This window comes from Labedella gwakjiensis (assembly GCF_003014675.1).
In the GTDB taxonomy this organism is placed as follows: Bacteria; Actinomycetota; Actinomycetes; order Actinomycetales; family Microbacteriaceae; genus Labedella; species Labedella gwakjiensis.
Genome location: NZ_PYAU01000001.1, coordinates 2,108,858 through 2,125,677, shown reverse-complemented (window position 1 = coordinate 2,125,677; position 16,820 = coordinate 2,108,858). Strand labels below are relative to the sequence as shown.

The window sequence follows — 16,820 nt, the reverse complement described above, 5'->3', positions numbered from 1 at the left end:
AACACAGCGTTCACAATCGGCGCGGAGAGCGTCACCGGCGCGATCGCGTGCACCGTCCCGGCCGACCCGATAGCCTGGTTGGCTCGACGGTCGGGCGGAAACGAGGTCCGACGTGTCGGAGAATCTGGGGCTACACCGCGAGACGAATCGCGCGAACTGGGACGATCGAGCGGCCGCGCACGCCGCCGAGGGCGGGCTCGGCTACGGCATCGACCGCTTCGTCGCCGACAGACGACTCCTGTCGGACGTCGTGGAGTTCGACCGCGAACGGCTCGGCGACATCACGGGGCTGCGCACCGTGCACCTGCAGTGCCACATCGGCACGGACACCCTCTCGCTCGCGCGGCTGGGCGCGCGCGTGACGGGACTCGACTTCTCCTCTGTGGCGATCGAGAAGGCGCGCGTGCTCGTGGAACGCACGGGCGACGACGTCGACTTCGTGGAGAGCGACGTGTACGCCGCGGCCGACGTGCTCGGCACCGGCACGTTCGACCTCGTCTACACGGGCATCGGCGCCCTGTGCTGGCTGCCGAGCATCGACCGGTGGGCCGCCACGGTGTCGGCACTGCTCCGCCCCGGGGGCCGCCTCTTCATCCGCGAGGGTCACCCCGTGCTGTGGTCGATGAACGAGACGATCGACGACGACCTCCACCTGCGGTTCCCGTACTTCGAGCAGCAGGAGCCGCTCGAGTGGGACAGCGACACCACGTACGTGGCGACAGATCGCCCGATCGTCGCGACGAAGACCTACGAGTGGAACCACGGGATGGGCGAGATCGTGACGGCCCTCCTCGACCACGGCCTCCGCATCACGGGCCTCGTCGAGCACCGCACGGTGCCGTGGGAAGCCCTTCCCGGGCAGATGGTCGCGGTGGAGGGTGGCGAGTTCAGACTCGATGCCCTCGACGGCGTCGCTCCCCTCACCTACACGTTGCAGGCCGAGAAGGAGTGACGGCTCTCGGTGCCACCCGCGCTCGGCACACCCGGACTCGTGACGGCGCCTAGGCTCGTGCTGATGGACGAGGACGAGCGGGCTCAGGCGAGGCGCGAACAGGAGGAGCGGGCGAACCGCGCCATCGAGGCGATCATGCGCGGCGGCGATCAGTCGGCGGAGACGCAGGGGCTGTCGAACGAATTCACCGACAGGCAGACGGCTCGCCTCAGCGCCTGGTGGCGGCGCGTGACGCGGCGCCCTCCGCGCTCCTGACCCGGACGCTCGATCGCGCGGGCATCTGCGGAGGATCAGCCCGCGATGAGCTGACGCAGCGCGGGGTGCTCCGAGATGATCGCGTCGGGTGCAGCCACCATCTTGGCGATCTCGCGACCGAGGACGACCGCCTGGACGCGTGCTCCGAGGAGGTAACGGCGGGCGATGACGACGTCCGCGTCGGTGATGTCCCACTCGAAGCCGTCACCGAGGTGGGCGATCTGCTCGGTGGGGAGGCGGTTCAGGAGGCGGTCGGCCTTCGTGGCCGTGGTCCAGACGCTGTGCTCGTCGATGGCGATGTTCATGGGTGTCGTCCTTTCGGTTGCTCACCCTGAGAGAGCGCATCGGCCATGGTTGATGACGGCGATCCGGCATCTCGCGCGGACCCCACTTCGAGGGAGCGGAACCGGAGGGGGGTGACGGACGGCCGCTCAGGGACCGGACCGGCCGGTCAGCGCACGACGGCGGCGTAGGACGATCCGGACGGCGTGCGCTCGAGCAGCTCGTGGTCGACGAGGTGACGCCGCAGGATGGCGACGTCGGACGAGAACGGCTCGAGCCGCGCGTTCACGGCGGGCTCGTCGAGCTCCTCCCCCGGTGTGAAGGCCTCGGCCACGACCCACTCGAGGAGCTCACGCCGCTCGGCGGCGGAGGCGGGGTACTGGTCGATGCGCCCGTCGCGCAGGAACCGATCGATGCCGGTGGCGCGCTGCACGGGCTCGGCCGCGAGCATGGCCCGGAACATCTCGCCGGACGCGACGAGGACTCCGTCACGCTCCTCCGCGAGGCCGCTCGCCACGAGATCGGCGATCAGTCGTCCGAGTCGACGCGAACGAAGGCCCGTCGACCCCTCGTCGATCGCCTCTCCGAGCACGATGCGCGCATAGACCGCGCGGGCATCGTCGTTCGCGAGGATGCCCACGATCCGGCGCCACGCATTGAGCTCCGAGTGGGCGCGCTGACGCGCTCCCGTCGACTCGTTCCGACGTCGTTCCGATCGACTGCTCTCGCTCACACACCAACGCTAGTACCCCGCTCCGACACCGCGTTGAGCCTTTCACGGAACCCCGTAAACATCTGATCTTTCCGTGTCAAGGGGCTCTCAGGGCATCTCGATGGCCCCGAAAACACGATTCTGGGCGATAGAGTTCAGATGTTCAGTCACTCGGCGTCGACAGGGACGTCGCGAGCCACAGGAGACCCACCGATGAAGTTCGCCCGCCTCGGCCCCCTCGGCTCGGAGAAGCCCGTGCTCATCGACGGCGATGCCGTCTTCGACCTCTCTTCGCTCACGCGCGACATCGACGGCGACTTCCTCTCGAGCGACGGGATCGCGCGGGCCGCCGAGGCGCGGGCGAACGGGACCCTCGAAGAGATCGCCGACCCCGGTTCCCTCCGCATCGGCGCCCCCATCGCGCGCCCGAGCGCCGTCGTGTGCATCGGCATGAACTACGCGGCGCACGCCGCCGAGTCGGGCTCCGCGCCACCCGAGATCCCCGTGGTCTTCCTCAAGACGCCCAACACCGTCGTGGGACCGAACGACCACGTCCACATCCCCCGCCGCAGCGAGAAGACCGACTGGGAGGTGGAGCTCGGCATCGTCATCGGGAAGCGCGCGAGCTACCTCGATTCCCCCGACGACAGCGTCGCCCACATCGCCGGGTTCGTGGTCGCGAACGACCTCTCCGAGCGCACCTTCCAACTCGAGGAATCCGGCGGGCAGTGGTCGAAGGGCAAGATCGCGCCGGGCTTCAACCCCACCGGCCCGTGGCTCGTGACGCCGGAGGACCTCGACTACCAGAACCTCCGGTTGCGGAGCTGGGTCAACGGCGAGCCGCGGCAGGACTCGTCCACGGCCGACCAGATCTTCGGCGTCGACCACATCGTGTGGCACCTCAGCCAGTACATGACACTCGAGCCGGGCGACCTCGTCCTCACGGGGACCCCCGAGGGCGTCGCCCTGTCCGGCCGGTTCCCGTACATCCGGCCGGGCGACGTCGTGGAGATCGAGATCGACGGGCTCGGCCGACAGCGCCAGGAGTTCAGCGCGGCTCCGTGAGCCGTGCGATCCACTCGAACGGAAGGAACAGGGAATCATGGGTGATTTCGACGGACTCGTGGCCATCGTCACGGGCGGCGCCTCCGGCCTCGGGGCGGCGATCGCCGCTCGACTGGCCGACGACGGGGCCCGCGTCGCCGTCCTCGACCTCGCCGACTCGCGCGACGAACGGCACCTGTCCGTGCGCGCCGACGTGTCGGACGACTCCTCGGTGCGTGCCGCGGTGTCCCGGGTGGTCCAGGAGCTCGGCCGCCTCGACGTCGTGGTGAACAACGCCGGCATCGGCGCCCAGGGCACCGTCGCGGACAACGACGACGACGAGTGGACGCGGGTGCTCGACATCAACGTGATCGGGATGGCGCGCGTGGCTCGCGCGGCCCTCCCGCATCTGCGGCAGTCGCCGTCCGCGGCGATCGTGAACACGTCGTCGATCGGGGCGACGGCCGGGCTCCCGCAGCGGGCCCTATACAGCGCATCGAAGGGCGCCGTCCTCGCGCTGACCCGGGCGATGGCGGCGGACCACGTGCGCGAGGGGATCCGCGTCAACTGCGTGAGCCCCGGCACCGCCGACACTCCGTGGATCGGGCGCCTGCTGGACTCGGCGGACGATCCGGCAGCCGAGCGCGCGGCGCTCGAGGCGCGCCAGCCGCACGGCCGGCTCGTCTCGCCCGACGAGGTCGCGGGCGCCGTCGCCTACCTCGCGAGCCCGCGCTCCGGCTCCACGACGGGCGTGACCCTCGCCGTGGACGGCGGCATGCAGGAGCTCCGGCTGCGCCCCACGTCCTGAGCAAGAGAGCCCACTGACCGGCTGCGCCATCCGCGGACTGTCATACCCCGCCGGTAGAATCGAGTGAAGACGGAAGGACGCCTCGATGAGCATTACGTCGGAAGAGCGTGACCGCCGCGCACGGTCGGTAACCGATGCTCGGCAGGCTTCACAACTCGAAGGAGCCCGGAGCACCGAAGAGACCCGCCGAGACCAGGACGCCTATGTGCGCGGCGAGATCGACGTGGAACAACTCGGCCATCGGGTCAGGTCTCGATACGGAATCGGGTGACAACGGATCGTCCCTGGGAGAAGGGCACTCACGCGGAGCGCTGGGACGGGTACCTCATCGAGTCCGGGTCCTCCGTCCTACGGAACCTCGTCGGCGCCACCTCTGAGGCCCACCTCCGAGACGCCGAGAACGACTTCGTGGAGTACCGGCTCGTCGAGCTCCGCGAGCGACCCCAGCTGATCGTCCGGACGTTCGACCTCCCTCACATCCTGTCGATTCATCGTCAACTCTTTCAGGACGTCTACGCGTGGGCAGGTCAACTCCGCACCGTCGGACTGGCCAAAGGCGGTGGTGAATCATTCATGCCTCCGGCAGAGATTACGCGGCCCATTCTCCACGTGGCCGCGCGGATCAGAGAAACCGATCGGCTGGGGCTTGTTAGCGACGACGACCTCCCCACCGAGATCGCCTACCTCTACGACTACCTGAACTTCGCACATCCATTCCGTGAAGGGAACGGCCGAACCCAGCGCGAGTTCTTCTCCCATCTTGTCGAGGCCGCAGGGTATTCGATCGATTGGAACGGTGTAGATCGTGATGCGTTGCATCACGCATGTCATGTGGCGCGCAACGACTCCGACGATGGACCGCTCCGTCAGATCTTCACTCGGATCGTCTCCCACGATCTCGGGGCGACCCCGCTCGGTTCCATGGACGAGGAGAGGGAGACACGATGAGTGCACCGCGGATCGCGTCGATCACCCGCTATCCCGTGAAGGGGCTGCCCGGCGTCACCGCCGACGCGGCGGTCGCCCTCCAGCCGGGGCGCGGGCTGCGCTGGGATCGGAGCCATGCGATCGAGAACGGGCGGGTCCGGATCGATGATCCGGCGGCCTGGAACTCGCGCGATGGTTACTTCCACGTCGCCCGCCACGAGGAGATCGTGCGGTTCGGAATGGCGCTCGACGACGCCGAGGGAGACCGACCGACCCTCACGGTCACGGCGCCCGACGGACGCTCGGCCGGCGCGGCACTCGGCGACGCGACACGGAGCGACTCCGCGCTCGGAACGCTCCTCCGCGACACGCTCCCGTCCGGGCCGTTCGGTTCCCCTCGCCTCATCCGCACGGACGCGACGGGACTCTGGGACTGGCCGGATGCGCACGTGTCGTTCATCAACCTCGCGACCGTGCGTGCACTCGCCGAGGCGGCGGGTGAGCACGTCGACCCCCGCCGATTCCGCGGGAACGTGCTCATCGACGGTCTCGCGGCGTGGGGGGAGCTCGCCCTCCTCGGCCGTCGTTTCCGCATCGGGACGGCGGTGCTCGAGTTCTTCCAGCCGACCGATCGCTGCCGCGCGACCACGATCGATCCCGTTCGCGGCGTGTCCGACCTGAACGTGCCGGGGCTGCTCGCGAGCCGCTTCGGTCACATGTACTGCGGCGTGTACGCGCGCGTCGTGTCCGAAGGCGAGATGCGTGCCGACGACGTGATCGTCCCGATCGACGAGGCGCGCTCGGGGGCGGCCACGGAGACGGTCGCGACACCCACAGTCGTCGGCGAGGCGGAGTGGCCACGAACGGGACGCATCGTGTCGCGGGAACCGGCCGGTGCGCGCTCCGAGAGCTTCTGGATCGAGGATCCGAGCGGCCTCCTCGGCGCCGCGCGACCCGGTCAGCACCTCCGGGTGCACCTCGCGGACCAGCACGCGCCCAGCTGGCGTTCGTACACGATCTCCGCGACGGCCCCGGACCGCGCCCGCATCACCGTCCGACGCGACGGCCGCATCTCGAGCGCATTGCACGACGGGTTCACCGCCGAGACGGACCTCGTGGTCACCGGACCGTTCGGGGACGTCACACTCGATCGTGCGGAGGAAAGGGACGTCGTGCTCGTGAGCGCCGGATCGGGCATCACCCCGTCGGTCGCCATGCTGCGGGCGCTCGCGGCGGACGCCGACCCGCGTCGCGTGCGCGTGCTGCACGTGGAGCGCACCGCCGCCGATCTCGCGCTCTGGGACGAGGTAACGGCCGCGTGCTCGTCGCTCCCGGACGCCCGGGCGTCACTGCACCTCAGCCGCTCGGTCGAGGGCGCCACAGCGGACGGTGCGCGTGTCGGTCGCCCCTCCGCCGAGGACGTGCTGTCCACGATCGACGACCTCGATCCGGATGACGTCGACGTCTACGTGTGCGGGCCCGCGCTCCTCACGTCCGAGGTGCGCGCCGTGCTCCACGGGGCGGGGGTCTCAACGGAACACGTGCACGCCGAGGTGTTCTACTCCCCCACCACCGCCGAACTCACCGCGCCGCGCGAGCCGTCGAGCGAGGGACCGCACCGGATCACGGCCGGCCGTCGGAGGTTCACGTGGACCGCCGGCGCCGGCTCGATCCTCGATACCGTCGAGGGCGCCGGACAGGACTGGCCGAACGGGTGCCGGGTGGGGGCGTGCGGCACGTGCGTCCGGACCCTCGTGAGCGGCGAGGTCGAGTACCTCGTCGACCCGATCGTTCCGCCGCCGACCGGATCGGTACTCGTCTGCTGCTCGGCGCCGGTGGGCGACGTGGAGATCGACGAGCCGTAGCCGGGGCCGCGCCCCCGCGCAGAGGGTGGGTAACCCCCGACCGGGCCGGGAGGCCGCCTGATGGGGCCGGATGACCGATCTCGAGAGGCTGGAGTCATCCCGCCGAGCCGCCCGTGTTCTTCCGCGATGATGGATCTGTTCCCGTCGCCCCGAGAAGCGCGCAGCGCCTCGGCCGACGCGAACCGAGGAGATTCCATGACCACCGAAACGACCACGGCCCGACCGCCGGAGAAGCCGGCCGGGGAGACGCCGTCCGCGGCCGCCGATGGGCGACGACCGGGCGTGATCGCCGCCTACGGCCGCCTCTGGGCGAACGTGCCCCGCGAGCTCGGCTATCTCCTCCCCACCCTCCCTGTCGTGATCTTCGGCCTCGTCGTCACGTGGGCCCTCGTGAGCCTCGGACTCGGGACCGTGATCATCTACGTCGGCATCTTCGTCCTCTTCGCCGCTCTCTACGTGGGGCGCGGGTTCGGGGCGTTCGAGCTGCTGCGTCTGCGCGGGGCGGGAACGGCGCCGATCGAGGATCCGCGCTGGCCCGTGCGCGCGTCCGAGGGCTTCTGGAAGAACCTCGTCCGCCCGTTCACCGACCCGCACTCCTGGTTGCATCTCGTGCACACCGGGATCGTGAACCCGATCGTCGGTACGGTCACGTGGAGCCTCACGATCGCGTGGGTGTCCGGCGCGATCGGCGGGCTGCTCTCCTGGGTCCTGCCCGGGCGCCGCGGCAACTGGGTCTGGATCGAGCAGACGTTCCCGGGCGCGGACCCGCGTGCCGTCGACATCGTCCTGCAACTCGCGATCGGCCTCGTCTTCCTCGTCACGCTGCCGTTCGTGACCCGCGGGCTCACGCTCGCCCACCACGGCGTCGCGAGGCTGATGCTCGCCCGGTTCCGCAGCGAGGACCTCGCCGAGCGCGTCGCCGAAGCGCAGGCCACCCGCACGGCTGCGGCGGCCGCCGAGGGCACGGCGCTCCGGCGGCTCGAGCGCGACATCCACGACGGGCCGCAGCAGCGGCTCGTGCGCCTGCAGATGGACATCGCCGCCGCCGAGCGCCAGTTGGACACCGACCCGGAGCGCGCTCGCGCGCTGCTCGCCGAGGCCGCCGCCCAGTCGCGCGACGCCCTCGCCGAACTGCGCGCCCTGTCCCGTGGATTCGCTCCGCCCATCCTGCTCGACCGGGGACTCGTCGCCGCGCTCGAGTCGCTCGCGTCGCGCAGCACCGTGCCGGTCGACGTGCGCGCCGTTCTTCCGGCCGGCACCGTCCTCCCCGACGAGGTGGAACGTGCCGCGTACTTCGTGGCGAGCGAGGCGGCGGCCAACATCGCGAAGCACTCGGGTGCGCGACTCGCCTCCCTCCTCCTCGAGGTGGTCCCGGGCGACGACGGCTCCCGGTGGCTGCGGGTCGTCGTGGGCGACGACGGCCGCGGAGGGGCGCAGACGGTGCCGGGTCACGGTCTCGCCGGACTCGACGAGCGGGTGCGGGGTGTGGGCGGACGGCTCAACGTGTGGAGCCCGGCCGGCGGTCCCACGACGGTGACGGCGACGCTCCCCCTCCCCCCGGTCGCGTGAGTCGCCTCAGCGCACCGGAGTCCACCGTCCGTGCACGGAAGACCGAGCGCGGACGGCGCACTCCCGTGTGGGAGGGTGAGGGGATGACGAAGGAACTGCGCGTGATCGTCGTGGACGACTCCGTCCTCCTGCGCGAGGGGCTCGTGCGTCTCATCGAGGAGGCCGGGCACCGTGTGGTCGGCTCGGCGGGCTCCGGCGAGGAGTTGCACGAGCTGCTGACGCACACCGAGGCGGACATCGTGCTGCTCGACGTGCGGATGCCGCCGACCTTCCGCGACGAGGGCGTGACGGCCGCTCTGCGGGTGCGCACCGAGCACCCGTCGGTGGGGATCCTGCTGCTGTCGCAGTACGTGGAGGTCGCCTACGCCCGGGAACTCCTCGGGTCGGGTCGCGGCGGCGTCGGCTATCTCCTGAAGGACCGGGTGTCCTCGCTCGCCGAGCTCGAAGACGCGATCGAGCGGATCTCCGAGGGTGGCACGGTGCTCGATCCGGAGGTGGTCTCGCAGCTCCTCGGTCGACGCCGCGACCCGCTCGAAGCGCTCACGGCGCGGGAGCGCGACGTGCTCGAGCTCATGGCGGAGGGGCGCACCAACGTCGCGATCGCGTCGGCCCTCTTCGTGGGCACGGGCGCCGTGGAGAAGCACGTCACGTCGATCTTCCAGAAGCTCGGCCTCGAGGACTCCGGCTCCGACCACCGCCGCGTACTCGCCGTCGTCGCCTACCTCCACCGCTAACACCCCAAAAAGATCGCGATACAGCACGAAACCCGATGCTGTATCGCGATCTTTTTGGGGTATGGGAGGGGGAAAGGGCGGTGCGGGGGGGGGGTCAGAGGGCGTTGCGGCGCGCGACCTCTCCGAGCCACGCGAGGGACGGCTTCGGATGGCGGACGAAGGTCTCGCGGTCAACGCCGATGAGGCCGAAGGTCGGGCGGAAGCCCGATGCCCACTCGTAGTTGTCGAGCGCGCTCCAGTGGAGGTAGCCGCGCACGTCGATCCCGTCGGCCATCGCCGCGTGGAGCCCGCGGAGGGCGCCGTCGGTGTACGCGACGCGGCGCGTGTCGTCGCTCGTCGCGATGCCGTTCTCCGTGACGAGCACGGGCACGCCGCCGCTCAGCTCCCACGCGCTGCGCACGCCGAGTTCGAGCGCCGGCGGGAAGAACTCCCAGCCTGTGAGGGTCGTCTCGACGTCTTCGGCCACGGGCAGCGGCCCCTCAGGTCCGATGAACGTGCGGGTGTACGCCTGCACTCCCACGAAGTCGTCGCCCCTCGACGCCTCGAGGTACCAGTCGTCGCGCGGGTGGCCGTACTCGTGCAGCTTCTCGTCGGCTCCGGGTTCCCCGGTGGAGTGGAACGCCTGCGTGGCCACGGTCCAGCCGGACTGGATCTGCGGCAGCTGCGAGAGCACGCCGCGGGCGCGTGTGTGGGAGTCGAGCAGCGCGTCGGCGACGCCGAGGTCGGGGTTCGGCAGACCGTAGGCCACCAGGTTCGCGGCGTCCTCCCCGCCCGCGAGCATCGCGGCGATGTTCGGCTCGTTGATCGTGCAGACGTACCGCACGCCCTCCGAGACGATCGGCAGGGCCGTCTCGACGAAGCGCTCGAAGAGCTCCGGGGCCTCGGGGTTCCGCCAGAATCCGGCCTCGAACATCCACCGCGGCACGGTGAAGTGCAGGAGCGAGACGACGGGTTCGAGTCCCAGCTCGGCGGCCGTGTCGCGCATGCGCCGGTAGTGGTCGATCGCGGCGCGCGAGATGAAGCCCCGCTCCGGCTCGATGCGCGCCCACTCGATGCTGAAGCGGTACGACGTGAGGCCGGCGTCGGCCAGGATCTTCATGTCCTCGCGGTAGCGGTGATAGTGGTCGACGGCATCACCGGATGGCTCGACGATGCTCGTGCCGGGCGTGTGCTCCTTGAGCCACCAGTCGTTCGAGACGTTGCCACCCTCGACCTGGTGGGCGGCCGTCGCGGCTCCCCAGAGGAAACCGTCGGGGAACTGGAGGGGCTGCTGGTCGCTCACGCGGACCTCTTTCGTGGTCGTTCCACACCGCGAAGTGCGGACATCGGTCGTCGGATCGGGCAGGAAGGGGACCGGAGTCCGCACTTCGCGGGGTCGGAGGGAGGGTCTTGAGAGAGGGGGCTAGAGGGAGGCGTAGAAGGAGGTGAGGGCGTCGAGGGTGGCCTCCGGGGCCTCGGCCTGCGGCGAGTGGGCGCCTCCAGGGATCACGACGTAGCGGGCGCCGAGTCTCTCGGCCATGTCGCGCTGCCAGTCGATCGGCCACTTGTCGTCGTGCTCGCCATGCGCCACGAGGACGGGGACACCCGTTGCGCGGAGCTCGACCGTCGTGTCGTCCTCCGACCGCAGGAACGCGGCGCCCTGCAGGAGGTTCTCGTCGGCCGTCGCGGCGGCTCGATGACGGAAGAAGGCCTCGAAGGCGCCGATCTCATCGTCGCTCGCGTCGACCTTCTCGGGGTTGTCGCGCTGCCAGAGGCCGAGACTCCCCGACTGCGCGACCGTCTCCGTCGTGGAGTCGTGCCGACCGGGCCAGCCCTTCGGCCCGCTGCACAGCATGGTGAGGCTCGCGAACGCGCCCGGCTCCCGGATCACCGCGGCTCGCGCGACGACGCCTCCCAGGCTGTGGCCGATGACGTGGACCGGCGCGCCGTCTCCCACGATGCGTGCGACCTCGATCGCGTCTGCGGCGAGAGCGGCGAGCGAGTAGTCGTCGTCAGCCGGTCGGGCGGAGTCCGCCTGGCCCCGCTGGCTGTAGGCCCAGGCATCCCATCCGGCATCCGCGAGGCGCGGCAGGATCTCGTGTGCGTCCTCCTTCGAGCCCGTGAACCCGGGCACCCACAGGACGATGCCGCGCGCCTCGCCGCTCGGGCGCGCGCGGAGCGCCGTGAGCGCGCCGACGGCGGCCGCGAGGGCGAAGGCATCGCTGCCCGGCCGCATCGGCATGCCGCCGAAATGCGCGATCGGCGTGACGCCCGCGATCTCCGCGGTCACGCGACGTCCTCGCGCAGGCGGCGCGGGTTGGGAACCGCGTCGAGCAGGCGGACGGTGTACTCGTCCTGCGGGTTGCGCAGAACCTCGCTCGTGACGCCCCGCTCGACGACCTTGCCGTCGTGCAGCACCATGATGTCGTCCGTCACGAGTCGCGCGCTCAGCAGGTCGTGGGTGATGTAGAGCAGGCTCACCCCCCACTTCTCGCGGAGGTCCTCGAGGAGTGCGAGCACGCCGGCTCGCAGCGACACGTCGAGCATCGAGACGGGTTCGTCCGCGATGAGCACCTGCGGGTCGCTCGCGAGGGCTCGCGCGATGACGACGCGCTGCCGCTGCCCGCCCGACAACTGGTGCGGGAGCTTCTGCGCGAACGTCTCCGTCGGCGTCAGGCCCACGGTCTTCAGCAGGTCGTGGAGCCGGGCCCGCGCGTCGTCGCCGCGCAGATCGGTCATGTTGTGGATCGGACGCGACAGCGTGTACTCGACCGTGTGCAGGGGGTTGAGCGCCGAATACGGATCCTGGAACACCATCTGCACGTTGCTGCGCAGGTCGCGGAGCCCCTTGGAGCGGAGCCGCGTCACGTCGACGTCGCCGAAGCGCACGTCGCCCTGCGTGGGCTTCTCGATGCCCGTGATGAGCTTCGCGAGCGTCGACTTACCGCTGCCCGACGCACCGACGAGCGCGAGAGACTGACCCGGCTCGAGGGTGAAGGAGACGTCGTCGAGGGCGCGGACGGGCTCCTCCCCGCGCCGCGGCGGCGGGTACACCTTCGAGACGTGATCGACGACGATCGCGGAATCGGCGGAGCGCACACTGCGCGTGGCCACCGTCGGCTCGCTCGTCGCGGCCTGCGCACGTGTGATGCCCGCCTCCACGCGCGAGCGGCGATCGGGGAACCCGGGCAGCTCGACGACCTCGGCGCGCGGGTCGGCGTAGTGACTCAGCAGCATGCGCGTGTAGTCGTCCTGCGGCCGCTCGAGGATGTCGCGGCTCTTACCGTCCTCCACGATCCGACCCTCGTGCATCACGAGGACGCGCTCGGTGGCCTCGAGCACGATGCCGAGGTCGTGGCTGATGAGGATCGCGGTGAAGTTCTCGGACTTCTGGAGCGCCTGGATGGTGTCCATGACCGCATGCTGCACGAGCACGTCGAGCGCGGTCGTCGGCTCGTCGAACACCATGAGCTGCGGTTCGAGCGACAGGGCGAGCGCGATCGAGACGCGCTGCCGCATTCCGCCGGAGAGCTCCCCGGGGTAGCGCGCGAGGACCGACGGGTCGAGCTCGACCTTGCGCACGAGCTCGGCGGCCCTGGCCTCGCGGTCCGCCTGCGCGACGTGGCCGTGGGCGCGGAAGATGTCCATGAAGTGGTTGCGGATCGTGCGCACCGGGTTGAGCGCGTTCATACCCGACTGCAGCACCATCGCGAACCCGCCCTGGCGCTGCTTCCGGAGCGTCTCCGTGTCGAGCTCGCGGATGTCGGAGCCGTCGAAGAAGATGTTGCCGCCGTTCGTGCGCGCCGGGGGCTTCTGGAGTCGCGTGAGCGCGAAGCCGAGCGTGGACTTGCCGGAGCCCGACTCGCCCACGAGGCCCACGAACTCGCCGCGCTTGAGCGTGAAGCTCACGTGGTCGACGGCCTGGACCGGCTGGGCGCCGGCGCTCTCGTAGACGACGGAGAGGTCGCGCACGTCGAGGAGGACGTCGCTGGTGTCGTTGGTGGAGGTCATTTCTTCGTGGCCTTCCCGTCGCGCAGACGCGGATTGCTCACGGCGTCCACTCCGAAGTTGATGAGCGTGAGGCTGAGTGCGAGGAGCGCGATGCAGAGACCGGGGGCGAAGAGCAGCGCCCACTGACCGGTGAGCAGCGCGTTGGAGTTCTGCGCCCAGTAGAGCATCGTGCCCCAGCTGACGATGCTCGAGTCTCCGAGGCCGAGGAACTCGAGGCCGGCCTCCGCGAGAATCGCCGCCGTCGCCGCGCCGAAGAGGCTCCCGACGATGAGCGAGGTCATGTTGGGCAGGATCTCGCGGAAGACGATGCGCGGAGCGCGCTCCCCCGAGAACTGCGCAGCCGTCACGAAGTCGCGACCGCGGAGCGACTGCGTCTGGCTGCGGAGCACACGAGCACCCCACGCCCAGCCGGTCACCACGATGACCGCGATGATCATCAGGATGCCGCCGTTCTGCAGGTACGCGGCGATCACGATCATGAGCGGGAGGCCGGGGATCACGAGGAAGAGGTTGACGATGAAGCCCACGACCTCGCTCGCGAATCCGCGGAGGTAACCCCAGCTGAGGCCGATCGCCACGGCGATGAGCGTCGAGAGGATGCCGGCCGCGAGACCGACGAGCAGCGAGATGCGCGCCCCGAAGATCAGCTGGCTGAGCACGTCCTCGCCGGCGGCCGTCGTGCCGAGCCAGTGCGCCCCGGTGGCGTCGAGGTTGCGGTCGAAGGAGGTGTCCTTCGGGTCGTACGGGGCGAGGAGCGGGGCGAAGATCGCCACGAGCATGAACAGCCCGAGGAGGATGATGCCCACGCGGGCCTTGCCGTTCGACCACACGACACCGAGTGTCCGGCTGAACGAGCGCCAGCGGCTGGGTGCCGCCACGGCGCCGTCGGCTGCTCCGTCCGTGGGGATTCTGACGTTCTGCGTTGAAGTCATCGGCGGGTCCTTGGGTCGAGTACGCCGTACAGGATGTCGACGAGGAAGTTGGCGATGAGCACGCTCACCGTGATCATCAGGAAGAGGGCCTGCATGAGCGGGTAATCCTGCCCGATCACCGCGTTGAACAGCAGGTAGCCGATGCCCGGATAGCCGAACACCTGCTCCACGAGGATCGATCCACCGACGACACCGCCGAGCGCGAGACCGAAACCGGTGAGGTTCGGGAGGATCGCGTTCCGCGCGGCGTACCGGATGGCGACGGTGCCGCCCCGGAGGCCGTTCGCCTCGGCGAACGTCACGTAGTCGTCGCCGAGCGTGTTGATCATCGCGTTTCGCATGCCGATGATCCAGCCGCCGAGGCTCGTGAGCAGGATCGTGAGCGCCGGGAGCGCCGCGTGGATGAGCGCGTCGCCGAGGAACTCGAACGAGAACGCCGGGGTCGTCGTGGCCGAATAGGCGCCCGTCGTCGGGAACCAGTGCAGCACGTAGCCGAGGAAGAAGAGAAGCAGGAGAGCCGTCCAGAAGTACGGGAAGGTGCTCATGAAGCTGCCGCCGAGTGTGGGGAGCGAGTCGAGCCACGTCCCGCGCTTCCACGCCGCGGCCACGCCGATGAGCGTGCCGAGGACGAAGGCGAGGATCGTGACGATGCCCACGAGGATGATCGTGTACGGCAGCGCCGTGCTCACCATGCTCGACACCGTCTGCGGGTAGAAGGTGTACGAGACCCCGAAGTCGAGGGTGACGACCTGGCGGAGGTACGACACGTACTGCTCCCACAGGCTGCCGTCGGGCACACCGAGCTGGGCTTCGATCGCGGCGCGGGTGGCCTCGGTGACGGGACCGTTCTGAGACAGCTTCGCGATCGCGGCGTCGGCCGGCGAACCCGGCATGAGGCGCGGGAGGAAGAAGTTGAGCGTCACGGCCGCCCAGAGGGTGAGGACGAAGAGACCGAGCTTTCCGGCGATGTATTTCACTGGTCGTCCTCCTTCACGAGCGTGAGCCGCGTGAAGATCAGCAGCGGCGCCGAGTCGTAGTTCTGCGGTGCCATGTACGGGTCCTCTGCGCTCGGCCAGCCGGTGAACTTCCGATCGCTGAACAGTCCCCACGATCCGCCGTAGTACAGGCCGATCACGGGCAGGTCGTCGTAGACGATGTTCTGCAGCTGCTGGCTGAGCTCGACCTGGCGGTCGGGGTCCGAGGCCGCCTTGAACTCGGCGAGGAGCTCGTCGGCCTGCGGGTTCTGGTAGCGCTCGAAGTTGTTCTGCGTCGCCTCGCCGACGGGCACGTAGAACTCGCTCGAGAGGAGGCTGTTGAACGCCTGGTAGGCGTTGCCGCCGCCCATTCCGCCGATCGCGACCTCGTAGTCGCCGTTGCTGATCGCCTGCTGGTATCCGGCCGGCTGCGGGAGGTTGAGGGTCACCTCGATGCCGATGGCGCCGAGCTGGCGCTGAACCTCCTGGGCCGCGCGGGTCCAGTCGGAGTAGCCGTTGGCGGTCGTCAGGGCGAACGAGAACTGTTCGCCGTCCGGCCCGATGAGCCGGTCGTCCTGCAGGGTGTAGCCGGACTTCTCGAACTCGGCGAGCGCCGCGTCGGTGTCCTGCGCGATCATCCCCTGGTCGGGGATCGACGGGTCGAGCTGATCCTCCTGGTTGGGGAGGATGAGGCCCGTCTGTCCGGCCGGCTCCATGTAGCCCTCCGTCGCGGATTCGGCGACCGAGCTGCGCTCGAGGGCGAGGGAGATCCCGCGGCGCACGTTGACGTCGTCGAAGGGTTCGACATCGTGATTCGGCATGAGGCCGATGATCCCGGCGGCGGGGAACCACCACTCGTTGTCGTCGCTGGCCGCTCCCCACGTGCCCTCGACGTCGGAGATGAAGGAGTACGCCCAGTCGTAACCGCGTGTGACGGTGTCGAGCTGCGTGTTCGTGGCCGGGAGGATGAGGTGCTCGATCTCGATCTTGTCGGCCTGCCAGTAGTCCTCGTTCTTGTCCATCGAGTACTGCTGCTGGTTGTAGTTGCCGAGGGTGAACGGACCCGAACCGACGGGGTTCTCGTTGCGCCAGGTGCCCGGGTCGTCGACGTCCTTCCAGATGTGCTCGGGAACGATGTAGGTCGCGCCGATGATCGTGAGCGCCGGCACGTCGTCCGTGAGCAGGTGGAACGTGAGGGTGTCGCCGTCCACGTCGATCGACTCGATGTGCTGCCACGCGCCCTTGATGTCGACGGCAGGGAACTCCTTGAGCATCTCGAAGGTGAAGGCGACGTCGTCGGCCGTGAGGGGCTCGCCGTCGCTCCACTCCACGCCGTCGCGGATCGTCATCTCGATCGTCGCGGGATCCGGCAGGCTCCACTCGCTCGCGAGCCACGGCGTCTGCTCGTTGTCGAGCGGGTTGATCATGATGAGCGGCTCGTACATCCACCGCGACGCGGTGCGCGTGTTGGTGAGGTACGGGTTGAAGTTGCGGTCGAACAGCGGGTTGCCGCGGTCCGCGTTGATGAGCATCGTGTCGTCGGGGATCGTCGGATCCGGCTGGGACGTGACCTGGATGCTGCAGCCGGTCGCGACGAGCACGGCGGCCGCACCGACGGCGATCGCCGCGAGGGCGCGCCTCCGGAGGGAGCGTCGGGTCCGTGGCTGCGACCCGGGCGGGCGAGCGGTGGGGGAAGTGAGTGACACGGTGTCGAATCCTCATGTCGTCGTCGTCACGAGGCAGTCCGGGGGCTGCGCTGCGCCGGACGGGGATCCG

General features: G+C 69.7%; 17 protein-coding genes. 9 read left to right on the top strand and 8 right to left on the bottom strand.

The annotated features are described in order from the left end of the window. The first annotated feature begins 112 nt into the window (after window positions 1–112). Window positions 113–952 (top strand): class I SAM-dependent methyltransferase, encoded by an 840-nt coding sequence (locus CLV49_RS10090; RefSeq protein ID WP_243696620.1) that lies wholly within the window; start codon window positions 113–115, stop codon window positions 950–952. Window positions 953–1,015: 63 nt separating this feature from the next. After that, window positions 1,016–1,207 (top strand): hypothetical protein, encoded by a 192-nt coding sequence (locus CLV49_RS10085; RefSeq protein WP_106563430.1) that lies wholly within the window; start codon window positions 1,016–1,018, stop codon window positions 1,205–1,207. A 35-nt stretch (window positions 1,208–1,242) separates the two neighbouring features. Here the strand turns inward: CLV49_RS10085 and CLV49_RS10080 are convergent, their stop codons facing one another. Together CLV49_RS10080 and CLV49_RS10075 are read right to left on the bottom strand one after the other, a co-directional pair. Continuing rightward, window positions 1,243–1,512 (bottom strand): hypothetical protein, encoded by a 270-nt coding sequence (locus CLV49_RS10080; protein ID WP_106563429.1) that lies wholly within the window; start codon window positions 1,510–1,512, stop codon window positions 1,243–1,245. A 146-nt stretch (window positions 1,513–1,658) separates the two neighbouring features. Continuing rightward, a complete protein-coding gene (locus CLV49_RS10075; RefSeq protein WP_243696621.1) occupies window positions 1,659–2,222 on the bottom strand; it encodes a DUF2087 domain-containing protein in 564 nt (187 codons plus the stop codon). Window positions 2,223–2,414: 192 nt separating this feature from the next. Here CLV49_RS10075 and CLV49_RS10070 point away from each other — a divergent pair, with 192 nt between their 5' ends. From CLV49_RS10070 to CLV49_RS10040, 7 genes are all read left to right on the top strand, one after another. Continuing rightward, complete coding sequence (locus tag CLV49_RS10070) at window positions 2,415–3,266, top strand: fumarylacetoacetate hydrolase family protein (protein WP_106563428.1); 852 nt, start codon at window positions 2,415–2,417, stop codon at window positions 3,264–3,266. A gap of 37 nt (window positions 3,267–3,303) precedes the next feature. Continuing rightward, entirely contained in the window at window positions 3,304–4,053 is a 750-nt protein-coding gene (locus CLV49_RS10065) for an SDR family NAD(P)-dependent oxidoreductase (RefSeq protein WP_106563427.1), read from the top strand. An 85-nt stretch (window positions 4,054–4,138) separates the two neighbouring features. Continuing rightward, window positions 4,139–4,324, top strand: a complete 186-nt coding sequence (locus tag CLV49_RS10060) for an antitoxin VbhA family protein (protein WP_106563426.1) — start codon at window positions 4,139–4,141, stop codon at window positions 4,322–4,324. Next, the gene (locus CLV49_RS10055; RefSeq protein ID WP_106563425.1) at window positions 4,321–5,001 is read left to right on the top strand and encodes a Fic/DOC family protein; all 681 of its coding nucleotides are present in this window, start codon (window positions 4,321–4,323) and stop codon (window positions 4,999–5,001) included. The genes CLV49_RS10060 and CLV49_RS10055 overlap by 4 nt, the downstream gene beginning before the upstream one ends. Continuing rightward, window positions 4,998–6,845: an MOSC domain-containing protein gene (locus CLV49_RS10050; protein WP_158261948.1), complete on the top strand. Its 1,848-nt coding sequence runs from the start codon at window positions 4,998–5,000 to the stop codon at window positions 6,843–6,845. Before CLV49_RS10055 ends, CLV49_RS10050 begins: the two co-directional genes overlap by 4 nt. A gap of 195 nt (window positions 6,846–7,040) precedes the next feature. Then, window positions 7,041–8,414 (top strand): sensor histidine kinase, encoded by a 1,374-nt coding sequence (locus tag CLV49_RS10045; protein ID WP_106565008.1) that lies wholly within the window; start codon window positions 7,041–7,043, stop codon window positions 8,412–8,414. Between the two features lie 83 nt (window positions 8,415–8,497). Continuing rightward, window positions 8,498–9,148: a response regulator transcription factor gene (locus tag CLV49_RS10040; protein ID WP_106565007.1), complete on the top strand. Its 651-nt coding sequence runs from the start codon at window positions 8,498–8,500 to the stop codon at window positions 9,146–9,148. A gap of 94 nt (window positions 9,149–9,242) precedes the next feature. Here the strand turns inward: CLV49_RS10040 and CLV49_RS10035 are convergent, their stop codons facing one another. The 6 genes from CLV49_RS10035 to CLV49_RS10010 form a co-directional block, all read right to left on the bottom strand. After that, window positions 9,243–10,430 carry a glycoside hydrolase family 1 protein gene (locus CLV49_RS10035; RefSeq protein ID WP_106563423.1) on the bottom strand — a complete coding sequence of 396 codons (1,188 nt, stop codon included), beginning with the start codon at window positions 10,428–10,430 and terminating at the stop codon, window positions 9,243–9,245. Window positions 10,431–10,550: 120 nt separating this feature from the next. Next, window positions 10,551–11,417: an alpha/beta fold hydrolase gene (locus tag CLV49_RS10030; protein ID WP_106563422.1), complete on the bottom strand. Its 867-nt coding sequence runs from the start codon at window positions 11,415–11,417 to the stop codon at window positions 10,551–10,553. Next, entirely contained in the window at window positions 11,414–13,138 is a 1,725-nt protein-coding gene (locus CLV49_RS10025; protein ID WP_106563421.1) for an ABC transporter ATP-binding protein, read from the bottom strand. The genes CLV49_RS10030 and CLV49_RS10025 overlap by 4 nt, the downstream gene beginning before the upstream one ends. Continuing rightward, window positions 13,135–14,070 carry an ABC transporter permease gene (locus CLV49_RS10020; protein WP_106563420.1) on the bottom strand — a complete coding sequence of 312 codons (936 nt, stop codon included), beginning with the start codon at window positions 14,068–14,070 and terminating at the stop codon, window positions 13,135–13,137. The genes CLV49_RS10025 and CLV49_RS10020 overlap by 4 nt, the downstream gene beginning before the upstream one ends. Further along, window positions 14,067–15,047 carry an ABC transporter permease gene (locus tag CLV49_RS10015; protein WP_106563419.1) on the bottom strand — a complete coding sequence of 327 codons (981 nt, stop codon included), beginning with the start codon at window positions 15,045–15,047 and terminating at the stop codon, window positions 14,067–14,069. Before CLV49_RS10015 ends, CLV49_RS10020 begins: the two co-directional genes overlap by 4 nt. Beyond that, entirely contained in the window at window positions 15,044–16,750 is a 1,707-nt protein-coding gene (locus CLV49_RS10010) for an ABC transporter substrate-binding protein (protein WP_106563418.1), read from the bottom strand. The genes CLV49_RS10015 and CLV49_RS10010 overlap by 4 nt, the downstream gene beginning before the upstream one ends. Between the last annotated feature and the right edge of the window lie 70 nt (window positions 16,751–16,820).